Annotated in this window: 17 protein-coding genes, 1 tRNA gene and 1 pseudogene; 7 read left to right on the plus strand and 12 right to left on the minus strand. The window is 67.5% G+C overall.

The window, feature by feature from the left end; all coding sequences use genetic code 11:
- Window positions 1–104: 104 nt before the first annotated feature.
- Entirely contained in the window at window positions 105–1,238 is a 1,134-nt protein-coding gene (locus ABIC21_RS09190) for an MraY family glycosyltransferase (RefSeq protein ID WP_354350089.1), read from the minus strand.
- 296 nt (window positions 1,239–1,534) lie between these two features.
- Here ABIC21_RS09190 and ABIC21_RS09195 point away from each other — a divergent pair, with 296 nt between their 5' ends.
- A complete protein-coding gene (locus ABIC21_RS09195; protein WP_354350090.1) occupies window positions 1,535–2,431 on the plus strand; it encodes a glycosyltransferase in 897 nt (298 codons plus the stop codon).
- On the opposite strand, the gene ABIC21_RS09200 is transcribed toward ABIC21_RS09195, so the two are convergent.
- From ABIC21_RS09200 to argS, 10 genes are all read right to left on the minus strand, one after another.
- The gene (locus ABIC21_RS09200; protein WP_354350091.1) at window positions 2,428–3,195 is read right to left on the minus strand and encodes a WecB/TagA/CpsF family glycosyltransferase; all 768 of its coding nucleotides are present in this window, start codon (window positions 3,193–3,195) and stop codon (window positions 2,428–2,430) included. The two genes, ABIC21_RS09195 and ABIC21_RS09200, sit on opposite strands and share 4 nt — an antisense overlap.
- The gene (locus ABIC21_RS09205; protein ID WP_354350092.1) at window positions 3,192–3,968 is read right to left on the minus strand and encodes an L-threonylcarbamoyladenylate synthase; all 777 of its coding nucleotides are present in this window, start codon (window positions 3,966–3,968) and stop codon (window positions 3,192–3,194) included. Before ABIC21_RS09205 ends, ABIC21_RS09200 begins: the two co-directional genes overlap by 4 nt.
- Window positions 3,969–4,004: 36 nt before the next feature.
- The gene (prmC, locus tag ABIC21_RS09210) at window positions 4,005–4,877 is read right to left on the minus strand and encodes a peptide chain release factor N(5)-glutamine methyltransferase (RefSeq protein WP_354350093.1); all 873 of its coding nucleotides are present in this window, start codon (window positions 4,875–4,877) and stop codon (window positions 4,005–4,007) included.
- Window positions 4,878–4,894: 17 nt separating this feature from the next.
- Window positions 4,895–5,968, minus strand: coding sequence for a peptide chain release factor 1 (prfA, locus tag ABIC21_RS09215; protein ID WP_354350094.1), 1,074 nt, complete (start codon window positions 5,966–5,968; stop codon window positions 4,895–4,897).
- Between the two features lie 232 nt (window positions 5,969–6,200).
- The gene (gene rho / locus ABIC21_RS09220) at window positions 6,201–8,348 is read right to left on the minus strand and encodes a transcription termination factor Rho (protein WP_354350095.1); all 2,148 of its coding nucleotides are present in this window, start codon (window positions 8,346–8,348) and stop codon (window positions 6,201–6,203) included.
- 324 nt (window positions 8,349–8,672) lie between these two features.
- Window positions 8,673–9,659, minus strand: a complete 987-nt coding sequence (thrB, locus tag ABIC21_RS09225; RefSeq protein WP_354350096.1) for a homoserine kinase — start codon at window positions 9,657–9,659, stop codon at window positions 8,673–8,675.
- A 2-nt stretch (window positions 9,660–9,661) separates the two neighbouring features.
- On the minus strand, window positions 9,662–10,768 hold the full coding sequence (gene thrC / locus ABIC21_RS09230; RefSeq protein WP_354350097.1) for a threonine synthase: 1,107 nt from the start codon (window positions 10,766–10,768) through the stop codon (window positions 9,662–9,664).
- Window positions 10,769–12,115, minus strand: coding sequence for a homoserine dehydrogenase (locus ABIC21_RS09235; RefSeq protein WP_354350098.1), 1,347 nt, complete (start codon window positions 12,113–12,115; stop codon window positions 10,769–10,771).
- Window positions 12,116–13,606, minus strand: a complete 1,491-nt coding sequence (lysA, locus tag ABIC21_RS09240) for a diaminopimelate decarboxylase (protein WP_354350099.1) — start codon at window positions 13,604–13,606, stop codon at window positions 12,116–12,118. It lies immediately after the preceding gene.
- Between the two features lie 5 nt (window positions 13,607–13,611).
- Entirely contained in the window at window positions 13,612–15,276 is a 1,665-nt protein-coding gene (gene argS, locus ABIC21_RS09245) for an arginine--tRNA ligase (protein ID WP_354350100.1), read from the minus strand.
- Window positions 15,277–15,450: 174 nt separating this feature from the next.
- Between argS and ABIC21_RS09250 the strand changes: the two genes are divergently transcribed.
- The 5 genes and pseudogenes from ABIC21_RS09250 to yidC form a co-directional block, all read left to right on the plus strand.
- Entirely contained in the window at window positions 15,451–15,888 is a 438-nt protein-coding gene (locus ABIC21_RS09250) for an FMN-binding protein (RefSeq protein WP_354350101.1), read from the plus strand.
- 45 nt (window positions 15,889–15,933) lie between these two features.
- On the plus strand, window positions 15,934–16,806 hold the full coding sequence (locus ABIC21_RS09255; RefSeq protein WP_354350102.1) for an FAD:protein FMN transferase: 873 nt from the start codon (window positions 15,934–15,936) through the stop codon (window positions 16,804–16,806).
- Complete coding sequence (locus ABIC21_RS09260) at window positions 16,803–18,338, plus strand: FAD-dependent oxidoreductase (protein ID WP_354350103.1); 1,536 nt, start codon at window positions 16,803–16,805, stop codon at window positions 18,336–18,338. Before ABIC21_RS09255 ends, ABIC21_RS09260 begins: the two co-directional genes overlap by 4 nt.
- Window positions 18,339–18,414: 76 nt before the next feature.
- Window positions 18,415–18,487: transfer RNA gene (locus ABIC21_RS09265), tRNA-Arg, on the plus strand.
- Window positions 18,488–18,996: 509 nt separating this feature from the next.
- Window positions 18,997–19,841: pseudogene (gene yidC, locus ABIC21_RS09270) on the plus strand (membrane protein insertase YidC); the annotation flags it as partial.
- On the opposite strand, the gene ABIC21_RS09275 reads toward yidC, so the two are convergent.
- Complete coding sequence (locus tag ABIC21_RS09275) at window positions 19,825–20,478, minus strand: SRPBCC family protein (RefSeq protein WP_502935979.1); 654 nt, start codon at window positions 20,476–20,478, stop codon at window positions 19,825–19,827. The pseudogene yidC and the gene ABIC21_RS09275 overlap by 17 nt on opposite strands.
- Here ABIC21_RS09275 and ABIC21_RS09280 point away from each other — a divergent pair, their 5' ends adjacent.
- Window positions 20,479–21,537, plus strand: a complete 1,059-nt coding sequence (locus ABIC21_RS09280; protein WP_354350105.1) for a M4 family metallopeptidase — start codon at window positions 20,479–20,481, stop codon at window positions 21,535–21,537. It abuts the gene before it with no gap.
- The last annotated feature ends 9 nt before the right edge of the window (window positions 21,538–21,546 follow it).

Below are 21,546 nucleotides of genomic sequence, written 5' to 3' on the forward strand. Positions count from 1 at the left end.
GGTGGTTTGCTGCTTACGGTGGCGCGGCGAAGGACCGCACATGAATTCTACATGAGATAGAAATTATTCGGAAAAGCCCTGCACGGGGCGGTTCCTCTTCGGTGTCATTCTTCCTCGGCCGAAGAACGCGGCCCCAGCCCGGGAGCCCGGTGGCGCAGGTACGGCCAGGCCGTGACGCCGGCCATGATGGTCATCGCGGCCAGGTTAACGACCATGACGACCTGCCACTGGAAGACGGCCAGGGCGAGGCCTCCGAATGCCAGCACGCAGGTCCACACATACATCAGGATGACCGCACCGCGGTGCGAATACCCGATATCCAGCAGCTTGTGGTGCAGGTGGCCGCGGTCCGCCGACCACGGCGAACGCCCGAGCGCCGTGCGGCGCACGACGGCCAGGCCGAGGTCCAGCAGCGGCAGGAACAGTACCGCAAAGGGAAGCAGGATCGGGATGATCGTGGGGATGCCGTTGGCCCGGTCGTACAGCCCGGAGGTGATCTGGCCGGTGGACACGATGCCCGCCGAGGCCATGATCAGGCCGATCAGCATGGCGCCGGAGTCTCCCATGAAAATCTTGGCGGGGAACCAGTTGTGCGGCAGGAAGCCGATGCAGGCGCCGACCAGCACAGCAGTCAGCAGGGTGGCCAGGTCCGAGCGGTCCAGCAGGATGGCCGTTCGGTGCACCCAGTACGCCGTCAGGAAGAATGCCGTCCCGCCGATGATGGCCACGCCGGCAGCCAGCCCGTCCAGGCCGTCGATGAAGTTGAACGCGTTCATCGTCGTCACGATCAGTCCGGCAGTCAGCGCGATGCTCACGGCGTCGTTCTCGATCACATACGGCTCGGGGATGAACGGAATGATGGTCATCCGGACTCCCCAGGTCGCCACCACCAGGGCCGCGGCGCTTTGGCCGATGAGCTTGACCCACCAGCGCAGGTCCAGCAGGTCGTCCGCCACGCCGACCAGCACGATGACGGATGCACCCGCAAGGATCCCCCAGGGGGCGTCGTTGTTCCGGAAGATGTCCTTGACGAAAAACGACTGGCTGGCGATGAGCAGCGCCACGAAGAACCCGGCAAAGATTCCCAGTCCGCCCAGCCTCGACACGGGGGTCGAGTGCATGTCGCGGCTGCGGATCGGGGAGTACAGCTCCATCCGGTTCCCGACAAAGCGGGCACCCCAGGTCGCCGTATAGCTCACGACTGCCGCTGAGAGCATCATGAGCAGGTACATAATCACTGCGAAGACACCCGCTTGGAGCCGTCGGCGCAGGGCACACCAGGTTTCACAGCCCGGAGCCACGGTAATGCTCCGCGGCTCCGGGGGTGGGGTGAACTCATTTGCTGTGGGTCTGTCTTGCGATAAATGAAACTTCTCCGTCGCCGCGCGCAGGGCAGGCAGTGCGTAGTGCCTGACAGGGCTGTATTACAGTGGACTCTAGTCAAGATACTAACGCCAACGGCCACTTGTCTTCGCGTCACACGGCCCATTGCCGGCGGGAAAACCACCGACGGCCGTGCTGAAAGGAACACTCGATGACCCTGTCGGTTGCAGTTGCTGCCGTGACGTTTGACCGTCCCCGGGAGCTGGCAGTTCTGCTGAACGCCATCAACAACCAGACGGCATCGGTGCGTTCGATCTGCCTTGTCGACTCCGGCACGGTCCCCGCGCAGGGTGTCGCGCAGGCGCACGACAATGTGGATTATGTCCGGTCCGAGGCCAACCTTGGCGGTGCCGGAGGGTTCTCCCTCGCGATCCTCAAGGCGGTCGCCACCGGGGCCGACTGGATCTGGATGATGGACGACGATGCCGAACCCGCCGACCCGGAATGTCTTGCCACGCTCGTCCGCGAGGCGGAGTCGCGGGACCTCGAAGCCGTCGTCCCGCTCGTGGTCGCCCCCGGCCACCCCGACCAGCTTTCGTTCTTCTTCCGCCTGGACGGGAAAGTCACCCACGACCGCGCCGCAGTGGAGAAGATTGGCTTCCTGGAGAATGACGGCCACTTCTTCAACGGCGCCCTGATCCGCTCGGACGTCTTCTTCAAAGTCGGACTGCCGGACATGCGCCTGTTCATCCGCGGTGACGAAGTGGACTTCACCATCCGGCTCCGCAAGGCCGGCATTCGCTTCGGTACTGTGACGACGACGGCGATCACGCACCCGCACGCCTTGTCCGAGACCCAGCACGTCTATGGCGCCCGCTGGCATGTCATCGTGCCGGAATCGGCGTTCAAGCGCTACTTCTATTACCGGAACCGCGGGTACCTCATCCGCCGCCATTTCCGGGTTAAGTCGTTCGTCGCGGACGTTGGCGGCTACCTCGGTTACTTTCTGCGGCGCGGCGACCTCCGCGGCCTGGCCGACTGGTTCGGGGCGTTTTCCGCCGGGCTGCGCGGCAAGGGCTTTGGCCCCCTCAAGGACCAAAAGTTCTAGCGCCTGGGCTGTAGCCGGCGCCGGATCAGCAGGCCGGTGAGCAGCCAGGGCTCGCCGAAGACCCGGTATGCGACCCGCCGGGGGTGCAGAATCAGCCGCCAGGCCCATTCCAGGCCCAGCCGTCCGAGCCACCTCGGTGCCAGTTTCTGGATCCCCGCAATTTGCTCGATCGCTCCGCCAACAGCACAGTAGACCGCCGGAGGCAGCGAGGCCAGCCAGCGCTCGAGAACTTGTTCCTGCAGCGGCATGCCCAGCCCGAGCAGCACCAGCTGCGGCCGGAACTCCGAGAGCCAGGTGACCGCCGACTCCTCGAGCTCATCGTTCCAGCCCTCCCCCGGCATTCCGGCCACACGGGCCTGCGGGACGATGTCGGCGAGCCTGGCCACCGCCTGGGTGTTCGCCTCTGGCCCGGCGCCGATCACGGCGATCCGCTCGAGACCGTCGACGTCCGCCAGCGCAGGGATCCAGTCCGTGGAACCCAGCCGGTAGTCCATGACGGCCCCCGCGTTCTGCCGGGCGCCGCTGCCACGGGCCCAGAGCATCAGGACCGGGGCGCCGTCGATCAGGACCACGTCACTTTGATCATAGAAGGCCCGGAAGGCCGGGTCGGAATGGCACAGTGTGACGCTGTGCAGGTTGTGTCCCACGACCGTGCGGGTAGTGCCTTCGGCCACGAAGCGGTTCAGCACGCCTGTCAGTTCAAGGGCAGTCAGGGGCGTCGCGTCCACGTCAAGGATGGGGACGCGTTGTCGCTGGAGGGTCATGCCGTGCCGGCCCCGGTGTTTGGACGTTCCGCAGCCTCAGCGGGCTGCGCGGTTTCAACGTTTCCAGCGGGCTCCTCCTTTGCCGCGGCCACCTGATCCGCAGCCTCCGGTTCCTCGCCGACTCCGAGCACTGACGGGACTACCTCGCGGAGCCGGTCCAGGCTGATGGCGCCCTGGCGGACCACCCGCAACGGCATGGCGGTGGCATCAACGATGGTGGACGGCAGGGCGTCGGCGCCCTCGGCCGGACGGGGCCCGCCTTCGAGGTACACCTCCACTGACTCGGCAAGCTGGGCTTCGGCCTCGGCGGCGGTCAGTGCCGCCGCCTGGCCGGTGCGGTTCGCCGAGGAGACGGCCAGCGGCCCGGTCAGCGTCAGCAGGTCCTGCGCGACGTCGTCGGCCGGGATCCGCAGGGCGACGGTGCCCCTGGTCTCGCCAAGATCCCAGTCCAGGGACGGCTGGGCATGCAAGATCAGCGTGAGTCCGCCCGGCCAGAACGCCTCGGCCAGGCGCCTGGCCTCGGCCGGAACATCCGTGGCGAGCCCGTCGAGGGCATTGAGCCTGGGGATGAGGACCGGCGGCGGCATCTTCCGGCTGCGGCCTTTCGACGCCAGCAACAGGGTCACCGCGAGCGGGGAGAACGCATCGGCCGCAATCCCGTACACGGTGTCAGTCGGCAGGACCACGCATTTGTGGTCCCGGATGGCCCGCTGGGCATGTTCAAGTCCGGCAGCGCGCTGCTCAGCTGCTGTGCAATCGTAGCTAGTCGTCACTGGCCTATTCTTTCATCACTTCGTGCGTTGCCCTGTTCACCGCGGGGCAGCCGGGTCGGCGAGGACGGCGCTGGTGGCCCGGTCCCTGCCGTTGAGGTCGCGGTGGGTTGCCACCGCGCTCCACAGCCCGGATCGCTCCAGCATCGCGGCGATCCAGTCGGCCTGGACTTCGGCGTGTTCCATCACGAAGTAGCCGCCGGGAACCAGCAGCCGGGCCGCGGAGGCCGCGGCCGCCGTCGGAAGCTCCATGCCGTCCGCTCCCCCGCCGTACAGTGCCTCGGGGGGATCGTGCAGTGCCACTTCGGGTTCGTTGGGGACCGCTTCGGCGGGAATGTACGGCGGATTGGAGACAACGACGTCGAACGTCCCGTTGTGCTCCGGCAGGGCATCGCGCAGATCACCGCGGATCAGGTGGACGCCGAGCGGCAGCAGGTTCCGGGCAGCCCAGGCATGCGCGAACTCGCTGAATTCGACGGCGTGTACTTCCGCGCCGGGAACCTCGTGAGCGATCGAGCCGGCGATGGCCCCGGACCCGGTGCCCAGGTCCACCACCTTGGGATGTGCCTGGCCCTGGAGCCGGTCAATCACGAGCTGCACGACCGATTCGGTTTCCGGGCGGGGAATGAACACTCCCGGCCCGACGGCCAGCTCCAGGTAGCGGAAATGCGCGACGCCGGTGATGTGCTGCAGCGGAATGCGCCGGGCTCGGTCGGCGATAAGCTCCTGGTAGCCGTCCGGGGCCGGGGTGTCGCCCAGCATCAGGGCGCGGAGCCGGCCGAGCCCGACGCCGAGCAAATGCTCGGCAAGGAGTTCGGCGTCGGCCCGGGGACTCGGGACGCCCGCTTCGGCCAGGACGGCGGTGGCCTCGCGGACCGCGTCCGCGAGGCTCAGCCCGGTTCCTTCTGTCATCACTGTGCGGGCCGGGACTAGTCGCCGATGGCGTCGAGTCGGGCCTGTTCGTCCATCTCGATGGCCGACTGGATAACCGGTTCCAGGTCGCCGTTCATGACCTGGTCCAGGTTGTAGGCCTTGTAGCCGGTGCGGTGGTCGGCGATCCGGTTTTCCGGGTAGTTGTAGGTCCGGATGCGCTCCGAGCGGTCCATGGTGCGGATCTGCGACTTGCGCTGGGCCGAGTTCTCGGCGTCGATCTGCTCCTGCTGGTGCGCCAGGATGCGGGCGCGGAGGACGCGCATGCCGGCTTCGCGGTTCTGCAGCTGCGACTTCTCGTTCTGCATGGCCACCACGATTCCGGTGGGAAGGTGGGTGATCCGGACCGCGGAGTCGGTGGTGTTCACGGACTGGCCGCCGGGGCCGGAGGAACGGTAGACATCGATCTTGAGGTCGTTCTGGTTGATCTCAAGTTCTTCGGGCTCGTCCACTTCCGGGAGCACCAGCACGCCGGCAGCGGAGGTGTGGATGCGTCCCTGGGATTCCGTCACGGGAACGCGCTGCACACGGTGCACGCCGCCTTCGAACTTCAGCCGTGCGTAGACGCCCTCGGCCGGATCGTTCGAGTTGCCCTTGATGGCCACCTGGACATCCTTGTAGCCGCCCAGGTCCGATTCATTGGCGGAAATCATCTCGGTCTTCCAGCCGCGGGTTTCCGCGTACCGGGTGTACATCCGCAGCAGGTCGGCCGCGAACAGGGCAGCCTCATCGCCGCCTTCGCCGCCCTTGACCTCGAGGATCACGTTGCGGGCGTCGTCCGGGTCGCGCGGGATCAGCAGCCGGCGCAGCTTGGCCGCCGCTGTTTCCAGCGCCGCCTCAAGCTCCGGCACCTCGGCCGCGAACTCGGGGTCCTCGTCCGCCATTTCCTTGGCAGCCGCAAGGTCATCCTGGATGCCGTGCCAGGCATGGTACGCCTCGACGATGCCGTTCAGCTGGGCCGAACGCCGCCCCAGCTTCCGGGCCAGCTTCTGGTCAGCATAAACAGCAGGATCCCCCAGCTGTGCCTGGATAGCGTCGTGCTCATCCAACAGGCCCTGTACGGACTCAAACATTTTCAAACCTCTTTCGACTCTTACAAGTCTAGTAACGCCAACAAAACTGGACCGCGGCTGGCGAGTTAACGACGAAGCCGCACGGATTCTTCCGCCCCGGGAGTGGCATCGGGCCTGCCGGAGCCGGGTGGCTTGCGATCGTAGATCGCAGGCCACCCGGCGGAGGGGCGGGGGCGGAAGAATCCGTGCGGCGTTAGCGCGCGGGACCGCCACTATCGAGCGGTTAGACCAGCTACTTGTCGTTATCGGACTTCGCACCAAGCGTCGTCTTCTGCACCTGCATGAGGAACTCGACGTTGCTCTGGGTCTCCCGGATCTTGTTGGTCAGCAGCTCAAGGCTCTGCTGCGTTTCGAGTCCGGAAAGGACACGGCGCAGCTTCCACATGATCTTGACTTCCTCGGGGGACAGCAGGTTTTCCTCACGGCGGGTACCGGACGCGTTGACGTCCACGGCCGGGAAGATGCGCTTGTCCGCAAGCTGGCGGGACAGGCGCAGTTCCATGTTGCCGGTGCCCTTGAACTCTTCGAAGATGACCTCGTCCATCTTGGAGCCGGTCTCGACGAGCGCGGTGGCCAGGATGGTGAGTGAGCCACCGTTTTCGATGTTGCGGGCAGCACCGAAGAAACGCTTCGGCGGGTACAGCGCTGCGGAGTCGACGCCACCGGAGAGGATACGGCCTGAAGCCGGCGCCGCCAGGTTGTAGGCACGGCCCAGGCGGGTCATCGAGTCGAGGAGAACCACAACGTCCATGCCCATTTCCACGAGGCGCTTGGCACGCTCGATGGACAGCTCGGCCACGGTGGTGTGGTCGTCCGCGGGACGGTCGAAGGTGGAGGCAATGACCTCGCCCTTGACGGTGCGCTGCATGTCCGTGACTTCTTCGGGGCGTTCGTCAACGAGCACCATCATGAGGTGGACCTCAGGATTGTTGGTGGTGATGGCGTTGGCGATGGACTGCAGGATGAGCGTCTTGCCGGCCTTCGGCGGCGAAACGATCAGGCCGCGCTGGCCCTTGCCGATCGGGGCCACCAGGTCGATGACGCGGGGGCCGATCTTCTTCGGGTCCGTCTCGAGGCGCAGGCGCTCGGAGGGGTACAGCGGGACGAGCTTCGCGAACTCGACGCGGTCCTTGAGTTCCTCGGGGGTCTTGCCGTTGACCGAGGTGACGCGGACCAGGGCGTTGAATTTCTGGCGCGCGGTCTGCTGCTGGCCGCCCTGCTGGGACTCACCTTCACGAGGTGCGCGGATGGCACCGACGACGGCGTCGCCCTTGCGCAGGTTGTACTTCTTAACCTGGGCGAGGGACACGTAGACGTCGTTCGGGCCCGGCAGGTAGCCGGAGGTGCGGATGAACGCGTAGTTCTCCAGCACGTCCAGGATGCCGGCGACGGGCAGCAGGACGTCGTCCTCGGTGACCTCGACGTCGTCGACGTCCGGTCCCTGGACGCGTCCACGACGGCGGTCGTTGCGGTCGCGGAAGCGGTCGTTGCGTGAGCTGTTGTCGCGGCTGTCCTGCCCGCCGGAGCGCTCGGGACGGTCGTTGCGGTCACGCCGGTTCCGGCGGTTCCGGCGGCTGCCGCCGTCGCTGTCGTCATTGTCGCGGTTATCGCGGGTGTCGCGGTTGCCGGCAGCCTCGTCGCGGCCGCCGCGGGTGCGGGTGCCTTCACGGCGCTGGCCGTCTTCGCTGCCCTGCTCTGCCTGGCGCTGGTCGGTGCGCTGTTCCGAACGCTGTTCGGTGCGCTGTTCAGCTTGGCGCTGCTCGGCCGGTGCCTCGACGGCGGTTGCGGCCGGGGCTGCGCCCTGGGCAGTGCCCTGACCTCCGGACGGCTCGGCGGCTTCGCCGCGGCGGCGGTTGCGGGTGCGCGGCTGGCGGGTGCGGTCGCCGCCTTCGGTCGAGGAAGCGGCGGGGCCGCCCTCGGCGGAGCCTGCCTCGGCGGAAGCCGCGGGGGCCTCCGCTGCCGGAGCGGCTGCGGGCGCCTCGGCGGCGGGAGTCGTGATGACGCCGTCGCTGCCGGCGCGGCGGCTGCGGCCACGTCCACGGGCACGCGGGTTCTCCTGGGCCGGGGCCTCGGAGTCGGCGGCAGGCGCGGCGGCCGGAGCCGCGGCCTGGGCGACGGTACCGTTGTCGGTTGCCTTTTCAGCGGCGCGGGCCGGAGCCTTGCTCACCGGAGTGCCGGCGCGGTGGGCGGAGATGGCCGACACGAGGTCGCCCTTCCGCATCCGGGAACCGCCGGAAATCCCCAGCTGGCTGGCAAGAGCCTGGAGCTGGGCGAGCTTGAGGCCGGCGAGGCCGCTGCTCTTGGCGGGTGCTGCCGTAGACGATCCGGCAGCAGAAGATGATGTTTCCACAGCTGAAGACAGCTCAGTGGTTTCGGTCACGAAGGATCCTTCCCCCTCGACGGCGTCCAGGCTAGGAGCTGGACGCGATGATTTGATCTGGGCTGCAGTTCAGATCTGCAGCCGGGATTTCGGCCTTGCCGGATGGATATTGGCCAGCACGGCCGGATATAGCTCCACCTGGCGCGTTCCGGAAGATAAGGAACGGCGGGCTGACGTTTAAGGGGTGCAGGGATGTTTTCTGCGGATTCCTGCGTCAGACCAAAAGCAGGTGGCACCGGAAAATATTGCGCAGTGAAAGATGAGAGAGGCAACGAGGCCAACATCGCGGTCTTTTGAACAGTAACTGAATTACTGCCTGCGTGATTACCGCCGGTGCACTTCCACTTTAGCACCTTCAACGTCCACAGCGAGCTTCATCACGCGCCAGCCCACGTCCGGCGTGTTGCCGGCCGTGAAGTCGCCGATGAACCCGACGGCGGCATCGGCCTGGGCCTCCCCGTTCGCAAGGACCAGCACGGTGGGTCCCGCACCGGAGACGACGGCGGCAAAGCCTGCCCGCCGCAGGGCTGCGATCAGGTCGGCGCTGGGCCGCATGGCCTCGGCGCGGTAGCTCTGGTGCAGGTAGTCCTCGGTGCCGGCCAGCAGGAGTTCCGGCTTCTGCGTCAGGGCATGGATCAGCAGGGCCGCACGTCCGGAGTTCATGGCGGCGGCGTGGTGGCCCACCGAGGCGGGCAGCAGCGCCCGTGCGGCTTCGGTGGAAAGTTCGAAGTCCGGCACGGCGACGACCGGGATGACCGCGGAGGCGACCGCCGCGCAGGTGCTGCTGTACTGGTCACTGTCCTGCCACGACAGCGCCAGTCCGCCGAAAATCGCGGGTGCGACGTTGTCCGGGTGCCCTTCCATCTCACTTGTGAGCTGCAGGACCCAGTCCTTGCCGCGGCGCGACGCCTCCGGGACCAGGGCATTGGCGGCGGTCACGGCGGCGACGACGGCACTGGCCGAGGAGCCCAGGCCGCGGCCGTGCGGACTGATGTTGTCGGCCGTGATCCGCAGGCCGTCGTGCCGGAAGCCCAGGCGGTGCAGGGCCTCCGTGATGGCCTTGACCACCAGGTGGCTGGCGTCGCGGGGCAGGGATTCCGCCCCTTCACCGCTGAGGTCGAATTCCAGCTCGCCGCTGTCCAGGGTTTCCACCGTCAGCGTGTCGAACAGCGTCAGCGCCAGGCCGAGGCTGTCATACCCGGGGCCGAGGTTCGCGCTCGTGGCCGGCACGCGGACCGTCACGAGCTGCCCGGCCGGAACCGCCGGCGTGTCGGCGGCGGACTCGGCCGGGATGGTGAGGGTGGTTTCCACGGTTACTTTTCTTCCAGTCCCAGGGCGGTGGCCACGGTGACCACGTCGTTCGAGACCTTAACGGGCTGCACTTCGCTGCCGTCCTCGGTGCGGAGCGCCCACTGCGGGTCCTTGAGGCCGTGTCCGGTGACCGTGATGACAATCGTCTTGCCGGCCGGCACTTCGCCGGCGGCATGCTTTTTGATCAGGCCCGCGACGCCGGCAGCGGAGCCCGGCTCGACGAAGACGCCTTCACGGGCGGACAGCCAGCGGTGGGCGGACAGGATTTCCTCATCCGTCACGGCTTCGATCACGCCGCCGGACTCGTCGCGTGCGGCGATGGCGGAGTCCCAGGACGCGGGGTTGCCGATCCGGATGGCGGTCGCGATCGTGTCGGGTTCCGTGATCGGGTGGCCGGCGACGAACGGTGCTGCGCCGGCGGCCTGGAAGCCCCACATGACCGGGGTCCTGGTGGAGACTGCGGGCAGCGTTCCGGCGGTGGCGGACTCGAACGGCGCGCAGTACTCCTTGTACCCCTTCCAGTACGCGGTGATGTTGCCGGCGTTGCCCACCGGGAGCACGTGGAAGTCCGGGGCGTCACCGAGCCAGTCGACCACCTCGAAGGCGCCGGTCTTCTGGCCCTCGATCCGGGCCGGGTTGACCGAGTTGACCAGGAACACCGGGTAGGACTCCCCCAGCTTGCGGGCAATGTCCAGGCAGTCGTCGAAGTTGCCGTCGACCTGCAGCAGGGTTGCGCCGTGCGCGATCGCCTGGCTCAGCTTGCCCATCGAGATCTTGCCCTCGGGCACCAGCACGACGCATTTGAGCCCGGCCGCGGTGGCATACGCGGCGGCGGAAGCGGAGGTGTTGCCGGTGGAAGCGCACACCACGGCCTTGGCCCCGGCGGCGACCGCCGCGGTCATGGCCATGGTCATGCCGCGGTCCTTGAAGGAGCCGGTCGGGTTCATCCCCTCGACCTTGAGGTAGACCTCGCTGCCGGTGAGCGCGGAAAGCTGCTGCGCGTGAACCAGCGGCGTGCCACCCTCCCCTAGGGTGATGACCTTGGTCGCCTCGGTGACCGGCAGTCGTTCGGCGTATTCGCGGATGACGCCGCGCCATTGGTGAGCCACTTAGACTCCTTCTACCCGCAGTACGGATGTAACTGAATTGATGACGTCCAGGCCCTTGACGGCCTCGACGGTGGCTGCCAGTGCAGCCTCGCTTGCGCGGTGGGTCACGATCCGGAGTTCCGCCGATTCGATGTTCGAATCAGCATCGCGGTGGATGGTCTGCCGCATGATTTCAATAGAGACGCCGTGATCGGCGAAGAGCCGGGCGATCTTGGCCAGCACACCGGGCTGGTCGGCGACGTCGAGCCCGATGTAGTAGCTGGTGACCGCGGCGGCGATGGGAAGCGCGGACACCTGGCCGGTGGTGGTCTCGGCACGGCCGGGCCCGCCCAGAACGATGCTGCGGGCAGCGGAGATGAGGTCGCCCATCACGGCAGACGCGGTCGGTTTGCCGCCGGCGCCCTGGCCGTAGAACATCAGCTCGCCCGCGTTTTCAGCCTCGATAAAGACGGCGTTGAACGCGCCGCGCACTGCTGCCAGCGGGTGTTCGCGCGGCAGCAGGGTCGGGTGCACGCGGACGGACACGCCGATGTTCCCGTCGGCGCCTGTTTCCGTGCCTGTTTTTGTGCCTTCGGCCGTCAGCTTCTCGGCGATCGCCAGCAGCTTGATGACAAAACCGGCGTCCTTTGCCGCGGCGATGTCGGCGGCGGTGACGGAGCTGATGCCCTCGCAGTAGACGTCGTCCAGGGAGAAACGGGTGTGGAAGGACAGCGAGGCAAGGATCGCGGCCTTGGAGGCGGCGTCGTAGCCCTCGACGTCGGCGGTGGGGTCAGCTTCCGCGTAGCCCAGGCGCTGGGCCTCGGCCAGGGCGTCGGCGAACTGGGCCCCGGTCGAATCCATCTGGTCCAGGATGAAGTTGGTGGTGCCGTTGACGATGCCAAGCACCCGGGTGATCCGGTCGCCGGAGAGGCTGTCCCGGATGGGCCGCAGGATGGGGATCGCGCCGGCAACGGCAGCCTCGTAGGACAGCTGGACACCGGCCTTGTCCGCTTCCTCGTGGAGGGTGGGACCGTCCTTGGCTACGAGCGCCTTGTTGCCCGTGACCACGCAGGCGCCGTTCCGCATGGCGGTCAGGATCAGGGTGCGGGCGGGTTCGATCCCGCCCATCAGCTCGATCACCAGATCGGCATCCTTGACCAGGGTCTCGGCGTCGGTGGTGAACAGCCCGCGGGGCAGCTCGACCTCGCGGGGGGCGTCGAGGTTGCGGACGGCGATGCCGGCCAGCTCCAGGCGGGCGCCGGCGCGCGAGGCCAGCATGTCGGCGTCGTCGAGGAGAATCCGCGCAACCTGGGCCCCGACGTTGCCACAGCCCAGCAGGGCTACTTTCAGGGTTCGCAATTCGGTCATTCAGACTCCCATGTCGCGGTTGAGCAGATCTTCTTCGGTTTCCCCGCGGACAATGAGCCGGGCAGATCCGTCGCGCACAGCGACAACGCCCGGCCGGGCCAGATAGTTGTAGTTGCTTGACAGGGCCCAGCAGTAGGCGCCGGTACCCGGTACAGCGAGCAGATCACCGGCTGCCACGTCCTCGGGCAGATATACATCTCTAACAACTATGTCGCCGCTCTCGCAATGTTTGCCCACCACTCGGGACAGCTGCGGGGCCGCGTCCGACGTCCGGGAGGCAAGAATTGCCGAGTAATCCGCGTCGTACAGCACCGGACGCGGGTTATCGCTCATGCCGCCGTCCACCGACACATACCGGCGCGGGTACGTAACGTTTTCGCCGGGTTCTCCGGGTTTGCCGCGGCCCGCCGCCGGGGCATCGACCCGCACGGTCTTCAGCGTGCCCACTTCATAGAGCGTGAAGGTGGTGCTGCCGACGATCGCCCGGCCCGGTTCGATTGAAATCCGCGGGGCGGTAATGCCCAGCTCGGCGCATTTGGAGCGGACGACGGCGGCCATCGCCTGGGCGATTTCGGCGGCGGGGCGCGGGGTGTCCACGGGCGTGTAGGCGATGCCGTAGCCGCCGCCGAGGTCCAGTTCGGGGAGCACGATCGAGTACTTCGCCTGCATCGCGGCGAGGAAGTCCAGCAGCTTCTCGGCCGCGAGGGCGAAGCCGTCCGGCTCGAAGATCTGCGAACCGATGTGGCAGTGCAGGCCCAGCAGTTCGATGCTGGCGTAGCCCGACGCCGCGGCCACGGCTTCCTCGGCTGCGGACAGCCCGGCCTGCTCGGTGGAGTCCCCGGCCATGGAGAGACCGAACTTCTGGTCCTCGTGGGCAGTGGCAATGAATTCGTGGGTGTGCGCGTGCACGCCCGGCGTCAGCCGCAGCATGACCTTGGCGGTTTCACCGCGGGCGTCGGCGATCTTGGCGACGCGCTCGAGTTCTGCGAGGCTGTCCACCACGATCCGGCCCAGCTGCATGTCCAGCGCGCGGTGAATCTCGCCGTCGGACTTGTTGTTGCCGTGGAGCGCGACGTCGGCACCGGGGATCCCGGCGCGGGCAGCGACGGCGAGTTCCCCGCCGGAGGCCGTATCCAGCCGCAGCCCCTCTTCCTCCACCCAGCGGACCACCGCCGTGCACAGGAAGGACTTCCCGGCGTAGTAGACGTCCACTCCCCCGCAAATGTCCGCGAAGGCGTCGTTGAAGGCGTCGCTGAAGGCCCGGGCCCGGGCCCGGAAGTCGTTCTCGCTCATCACAAACAGGGGTGTGCCGAACTGCCGCTGGAGCTCGCTGACGGGGATGCCGTCAATGGCGAGTTCGCCGGCCTCGTTCCGGGCAACCCCGCCGGCCCACAGCGGCTCGTGCAGGGCATTGGCGTCGGCGGGGACCTGCAGCCATTCCGGCGCGAGCGGGGAGGCCGCGCCGGCGGGAGTGGACGGGTTCGTGGTCATGGCAGTTACATCCGTTCCGGCGCCGAGACGCCCAGCAGTTCCAGTCCGTTGGCCAGCACCTGGCTCGTGGCATCGTTGAGCCACAGCCGCGTGCGGTTGAGATCGGTGATCGGCTCGTCACCCAGCGGCGCCACCCGGCAGGCGTCGTACCAGCGGTGGTAGGCGCCGGCGATGACCTCGAGGTGGCGGGCCACGCGGTGCGGCTCGCGCAGTTCGGCGGCCTTGGCCACAACCGAGGGGTAGCTGCCGAGGTAGGAGAGCAGCTCGTTCTCGGTCGCGTGCTCGAGGAGGGACGCCTCGAAGCGGTCCTTGCCGTTCACACGGCGCTGCACCCCCGCGGCGACGGCATTGCGCGCCGTACCGCGGGACCGGGCGTGCGCGTACTGGACGTAGAACACGGGGTTCTCGTTGCTGTGCTTCTTCAGCAGCTCCGGGTCCAGGGTCAGCGGCGAATCGGCCGGGAACCTTGCCAGCGAGTAGCGGACCGCGTCCTTGCCCAGCCAGGAGATGAGGTCCTTAAGTTCGATGATGTTGCCGGCACGCTTGGAAAGCTTGGCGCCGTTGACGGAGACCAGCTGGCCGATCAGGACCTCGATGTTGACTTCGGGGTCGTCCCCTGCGGCGGCCGCAATGGCCTTGAGCCGGTTGATGTAGCCGTGGTGGTCCGCGCCGAGCAGGTAGATTTTCTCGGTGTAGCCGCGGTCCTTCTTGGACAGGTAATAGGCGGCGTCGGCGGCGAAGTACGTCGGCTCGCCGTTCGCCCGGATCATCACCCGGTCCTTGTCATCGCCGAAATCCGTGGTGCGCAGCCAGACCGCGCCGCCGTCATCGTAGACGTGGCCCTGTTCGCGGAGCCGCGCGACGGCGTCCTCGATCGCCCCGGCGTCGTGGAGTTCCTGCTCGGAGAAGTAGACATCGAAAGCGACGCCGAACTCGGCCAGGGTCCGCTTGATGTCGTGCAGTTGCGCCTTGTAGGCCGCGCCGCGGATCACCGGCAGCGCGGCGACGTCGGTCAGTTCGCGGATGTCCGGGTGCTGGGTCAGCACCTCGTGGCCAAGATCGGCGATGTACTCGCCGGGGTAGCCGCCCTCCGGCACCCCGCGGCCGTGCAGCCGGGACAGTACCGAGTGGGCGAAGACGTTCATCTGCGACCCGGCGTCGTTGACGTAGTACTCGGCCGTGACGTCGGCGCCGGAGGCCCGGAGCACGCGGGCAATCGCGTCGCCCAGGGCCGCCCAGCGGGTGTGGCCGATGTGCAGCGGGCCGGTGGGGTTCGCGGAGACGAATTCCATGTTGACCGTGTGGCCTGCGAGCGCGGTGTTGGTGCCGTAGTCCGGACCGGCCTCGACGATGGCCTTGGCCAGGGCACCGGCGGCGGCAGCGTCGACGGTGATGTTCAGGAACCCCGGACCGGCGATGTCCACGGCGGAGACCCCGTCGATGGACTTCAGCCGGGCACTCAGGACGGAGGCGAACTCCCGCGGGTTGGTGCCCGCTTTTTTGGCCAGCTGGAGGGCGATGTTGGTGGCCCAGTCGCCGTGGTCCCTGTTCTTCGGACGCTCAACGCGCACCTCATCCGGGACATCGGATGCGGAGAGGGCGAATTCACCGGCGGCGACGGCGTCCTTCAGGCAGGCGGATATGGCGAGGGAGAGTTCTTCTGGGGTCACGGTTCCAGCCTACCGGTGGCCTGCAGTGTGGCGGAATTGAGGCCGGTTCACAGGGTGAACCACTACGCTGATTTATACGTTGTCATGGGAGTATCCGTTCGCGGGCCGCCGCTTGAAGGTCACTGCGTTCCGTCATTCCGCCGTCCGATCGCCGCCAGAGAAATGAGCCACCGTATGAACACCTCTTTCCGTAAAAGCGTCTTCGTCGGTATCGCCGGGCTGTCCCTGGCCGGCTCCGCGGCCGGCTGCGCGCCGGGGCAGGCCACCGGCGCCCAGGGAACCAGCGCCGCGCCGACAAGCGCAGCCGGCAGCGCCAGCTACAAGGACGGCACGTACAGCGCGGACGGCAACTACGTCTCTCCAAACGGCACCGAAACGGTGGGCGTGACCGTGACCCTGGCCGGCGGCGCCGTGTCCGACGTCCAGATCACCCAGCATCCGTCCAACCCCAACACCAGGAAGTTCCAGGGCGAATTCGCCGGCGGCATCCAGTCCCAGATCGTCGGCAAAAACCTCGACGAGATCAAGGTCTCCAAAGTGGCCGGTTCATCGCTGACCAGCGGCGGCTTCAACCAGGCCGTGGAAAAGATCAAGTCCGAGGCACGGGCATAACAGCACGTCATAACAGCACGTCATAACCAGCCAGCAGGAGGAAACGTGCCGCACCCGGGCTGGACGGATTTCAGTTTCGATGGGATCGGTACCCGCTGGGACATCTCAACACCGTCCCCGCTCTCCGGCGCGCTCCGCCGCCGGCTGCTGGATGCCGTGGCGGACTACGACGCCGTGTGGTCCCGTTTCCGGCCGGACTCCGTGATAGCGGCCGCCGCGCGGCAGCCCGGGCGCTACACGTTACCGCCCGGAGCCTCCGACCTGGGGCAGCTCTACGCAACCCTCTACCGGCTCAGCGGCGGGGCGATGACCCCGCTGATCGGCGGCAGCCTCGAACAGCTCGGCTATGACGCCAGCTACTCCCTCCGCCCGGGCGGCCGTCCGCTGCCCGCCCCGCCCTGGGACGGCGTACTGGACTGGCAGGGCACGGTCCTGACCACCCATGCCCCGGTGGTGATCGACGTCGGGGCGGCCGGAAAAGGCCAGTTGGCGGACCTGCTGTCCGCCGAGCTGCGCGACGGCGGCGTCAGCGAGCACTTCATCGACGCCAGCGGTGACCTGGTCAACGCAGGATCCATGCCGGTGCAGGTGGGCCTGGAGCATCCCTACGATCCGGCCCGGGCGATCGGCATCGTCAGCCTCGGGGCCGGGGCCCTCTGCGCGTCCGCGGCCAACCGGCGTGCCTGGGGCGACGGGCTGCACCATGTGCTGGACGGCACCACCGGGGCGCCGGTGCGCACCGTCGTCGCCAGCTGGGCGATGGCGGCGAGCGCAATGGTGGCCGATGCGCTGGCAACCGCCCTGTTCTTCGTCGACGGGCCCCGCCTGCGGGAGGAGTTCGACTGTTCCTGGCTGGCCGTCCACTCGGACGGCCATGCGGAGTACTCGGCCGATTTTGAAGGGGTGTTGTTTTCATGACCGCCACCATCTCCACGCCCATCGGTCCGCGGCTGGACACTGCCCTGGGCCGTTTCACGATGTACCGGTTGGTCCTCTGGGTCCTCGCCGTGCTGGCCGGCTACAGCCTGCTGCTCAATGTGCTCGGCTGGCTGACGTTCGGGCTCCCGGAGATGATCGCGCACCTGGCGCTCTGCCTCGGCCTGACGCACGCCTCCAACCGTGCCATTGCCGCGCTTTTCCATGTGCGCCCGCACTCTGAATCGTCGCTCATTACGGGGCTGCTGCTCTATTTTCTCTTCTGGCCGACGCAGTTCTCGGCAGGGCTGCAGTACCTGGACCTCGCCGGCGTTGCCCTGGCCTGCGTGCTGGCGTCGGCGTCCAAGTACGCCCTGGCCTGGCGCGGCCGCCATATTTTCAATCCGGCGGCGGCCGGCGCGTTCATCACCGGGCTGACCGGCCTCAATATCGCCACCTGGTGGGCCGCCACCCCGGCGATGCTCTGGCTGGTGCTGCCGGGGGTCCTGCTGGTGCTCTACCGGGTCCGGAAAGTGCTGATGGCCTCCGTGTTCACCGTGCTGGCGGTGTCGATCGTGTCCCTGGAGCTGGTGCGCGCCGGCATGGGGGCGGGCGAAGCGCTGTGGCAGTCCATCGCCCAGCGCCCGGTCCTGTTCTTCGTCGGCTTTATGCTGACCGAGCCGCTCACCCTGCCGCCGCGCCGCTGGCAGCAGCTGGCGCTGGCCGCCGTCGTCGGCCTCCTGTTCGCCATCCCCTACAACCTGGGCTTCGTGGCCAATTCCCCCGAGCTGGCGCTGCTCGTGGGGAACGCGCTCGCCTTCACCGCCGGCCAGCGCGGCCGCATCCTGCTCCGCTTCCGGGGCTCCCGACCGCTGACCCCGACGACGACGGAGTTCAGCTTCCGGCCCGAGCGGCCGCTCCGTTTCACCCCGGGACAGTACATCGAGCTGAACCTGCCGCACGGGAAGGCCGACCACAAGGGCCGGCGGCGGGTGTTCAGCCTGACCAGTCCCCCGGATTCCCCGGAGCTGACCATCGGCGTGGGAACGGCAGAACCGCGGTCAACGGCGAAACGGTCGCTCCTTGCCCTGGAACCCGGCGACGAGCTCACGGCCACCACCGTGGGCGGCGATTTTGTCCTGCCGCAGAGTCCGGCGGCGCCGGTGCTGCTGATCGCGGCCGGCATCGGCATCACCCCGTACCTGGCCCAGCTGTCCGGGGACTCCGCCGGGAACCGGGATGTGGTCCTGCTGTATCTGGCCAGGACTGCCGCCGAGCTCGCCTACGCCGGGGAACTTGAACGCACCGGGGCCCGGGTCATCGCCAGGCTTGCCGACGGCTCCGCGCCGCCGGCGTTCATGCAGGATGCGGGCGCCGTGCGGATCGACGGCGCCACGCTGAAGGCACTGGTGCCCGACGTCGCGGGGCGGGTTGTCTATGTCTCTGGCTCGCCGGCGAGTGTCCGCTCCCTGCGCGCCGCCGCCCGCCGGGCCGGGGCGCGGCGGATCCATGTGGACTCCTTTTCGGGCTACTGAGCGCCGATTTTCCCTTCGAGCCCACCTTCCTGCTAAGCTCTAGGACGTCCCGCCGGTAACGGCAGGAACCCTGACTGCCCTCGTAGCTCAGGGGATAGAGCGTCTGCCTCCGGAGCAGAAGGTCGTTGGTTCGATTCCAATCGAGGGCACACACAGAACCCCGCCGTTTCAGTGAAACGGCGGGGTTTTTCCCTGTGCCGCGCAAACCCGGCCAGGGGGGTCAGGAAAAAGACCCTTCCCCCGGGCGTGTCGCATATGCCATGGTTTTGCTATGTGGATCGTCGTGCTGCTCGCCATCGGAGTGGTGGTCGCTCTTTGGCAAGTCATCTTGGCCGGGCTCGTCGTTTGGGTGCTTGTGGCCTGCATCCGGTGGTGGATCGCAGCCGTTGCCCCGGTGAGGCCGAAGCCGACCCGCTCCCGGAAGCCCGTCCCGAACCGGCCTGAGCCCAGGCCCAAACCCAGGCCCGTCCAGAGCCGGCCTGAACCCAGGTCCAAGAGGCTCGAGCCCAAGCCCGTCCGCGGGCTGCCCGCGCCCGACTACCTGCCCAGGTGGACTGCCAGCCGCCGGCTGGACACCGACCGCGAGCATGCCCAGTGGCAGGCAGCATTCGACCGCCAGGTCGTATGACCCTTTTGGACATACAGCTATTGTCAACGGATGGACTTCGGCGCAACGCTGCTCTTTCCGTTCCAGTGGCTGGTGTCGGCCATCATGGTGGGACTCCATGACGGCCTGAGCGCCCTCGGCATGTCCGCTGCCAGCGGCTGGACGTGGACGCTGTCCATCATCGGGCTGGTGCTGGTGATCCGGGCCGCCCTGCTTCCGGTAGCGCTGCAGCAGGTCAAGGCCCGGCGCCGCATGCGGCTGCTGCAGCCGGAGCTGAGGAAACTGCAGGACAAGTACAAGGGCAGGACGGACCCGCTCTCCCGCCAGGCCATGGTGCAGGAGCAGATGGCCCTCTACAAGCAGCACGGCACCAACCCGCAATCGGCGTGCCTTCCGCTGCTGGTCCAGGTGCCGTTCTTCTTTGCCCTCTTCACCGTGTTGTCCGGTATTACGACCGCGGCCATCAGCGGTAAGGGCATCGGCGCCATGAGCCACGAGCAAGTGGTGCAGTTCGACGAGTCGAGTATTTTCGGTGCCCCGCTGTCCGCCTCCGTGCTTCACGGCACGCCCGGGGGCGGCAACGTGGTCGCGGTGTGGATCCTCTCGATCGTGATGATACTGGCCATGACGGCGGCGCAGTTCATCACGCAGAAGCACATCATGGCCAGGACGGTGCCCGCCGAGTCCACGGCGGACCCCTTCATGCGGCAGCAGAAGGCCGTGCTCTACGCCCTGCCGATCGTCTTCGGCCTTGGTGGCATCGTCTTCCCCATCGGTGTACTGATCTACTGGACCACCACGAATTTGTGGACCATGATCCAGCAGTTCGTCTTTGACCCGCGCTCCACCTGAGAAACCAGGCGGGAGATTCCTTCCGGCTCAGCGCCGGGCCTCCACGATGTCCTTGAGTTTCTCCAGCGCCAGCGGCCAGGCCTCGTCGAACATGGCGACGAACTCGTCCTCGCTGTCGAGCTCCACGTCCACTGTCGTCACCCCGCCGGCGGCACTGAAGGCGTACTTCTCATGGGCGCCCATAAACGCCTTCGCGGCCTCGCTGGTGGTGTCATCCTCGCCATTGACGATCTGCCCGATATAGCGCAGGGAAATGAGCTCGTTCGGCCTGTTTTCCTCGACCGTGGCGATCATTCCCGCCAGCGAGCCGTCGCCGTCGGGCCCGAGGAAACGGATTTCGCTGCCCTGGCTCCACTCCCCCTCGAAGTAGGAATCACTGTTGAACACACTGGTCCACTCCCGGTACGTGGCATCGTTCAGCATCGTGGTCCAGACGTCCTGAACGGGGGCGTTGATCGTCACCGAATACCTTAACTTTTCCATGCGTGATTTTACGTCCGGGTGCGAACTGCGGAACAGGCCGGGTGCAGAACAGCGAACCAGGCGCGCCACCCTGCCAATTGTCGGTGCCCGCTCGTAGGCTGTCTGCATCGGCAGCGGGGTTCCGGCGGCCGGGTGGCTGGACGGGGTGCCGGCTGCCGCACCACCACGGGATCCCGCCGAAGCACTAAGGGGTCTCACATGCACTGTTCCATCATTCCTCCGTACATGCTCCGCCGCCTGGCGGCCCAGCGCGAACCAGAACTCTCCGCCGCCGCCCGCGCGGCAAAGGAAGCCCTGCACCACGTCCCGAGCTTCCAGGCGTCCCGCGCCGTGCCCGGGCCCGGCAGCCATCCGGGACTGCGGGAGCCCCGGCCGGCCCCGCCGGAACGGACGGTCTACGACGCCAAGTTCGCCGAGCAGCTCCCCGGCAGCGTGGTCCGCAAAGAAGGGGAACCGCCCACCGGCGATCCCGCCGCCGACGAGGCCTATGACGGGCTGGGGCACACCCACCGCCTCTACGCCGAGGCCTTCGGCCGGAACTCGATCGACGGCAACGGCCTCCACCTTGAGGCCACGGTGCACTACGGGCGCCTGTACGACAACGCATTCTGGGACGGCCGGCAAATGGTCTTCGGCGACGGCGACGGCCAGGTGTTCCAGCGCTTCACGAAATCCTTGAGCGTGATCGGCCACGAACTCGCCCACGGCGTCACCCAGTACTCCGCGGGGCTGGTCTACCGCAACCAGGCCGGCGCGCTGAACGAATCGATGTCCGATGTCTTCGGGGCGCTCGTCGAGCAGCACGTCCGGCAGCAGTCGACGGCGGAGGCCAGCTGGCTGATCGGCGAGGGCCTCTTCACGGACAAGGTCCAGGGGACCGCGTTGCGTTCCATGAAGGCCCCGGGCACCGCGTACGACGACGACGTGCTCGGCAAGGATCCGCAGCCGGACTCGATGGACAGCTACGTGCACACGAGCGCTGACAACGGCGGCGTTCACATCAATTCCGGGATTCCCAACCGGGCGTTTTGCCTGGTTGCCACGGCGCTGGGCGGCAAAGCGTGGGATGCGCCGGGCCGGATCTGGTATGAGACACTGACCGGTGGCTCGCTGTCCCCGAACGCGACGTTCGGGGCGTTCGCCAAGGCCACGGCGTCCTCCGCCAAGGAGCTTTTCGGAGCGGATTCTCCAGAGCATGACGCCGTGCGCTCCGCGTGGGAAACTGTGAAGGTAAAGTTCCCTGGAGCCAGACGGTAACTACGCCCA

Origin of the sequence: Pseudarthrobacter sp. PvP090, assembly GCF_040547365.1 — a bacterium.
GTDB lineage: Bacteria > Actinomycetota > Actinomycetes > Actinomycetales > Micrococcaceae > Arthrobacter.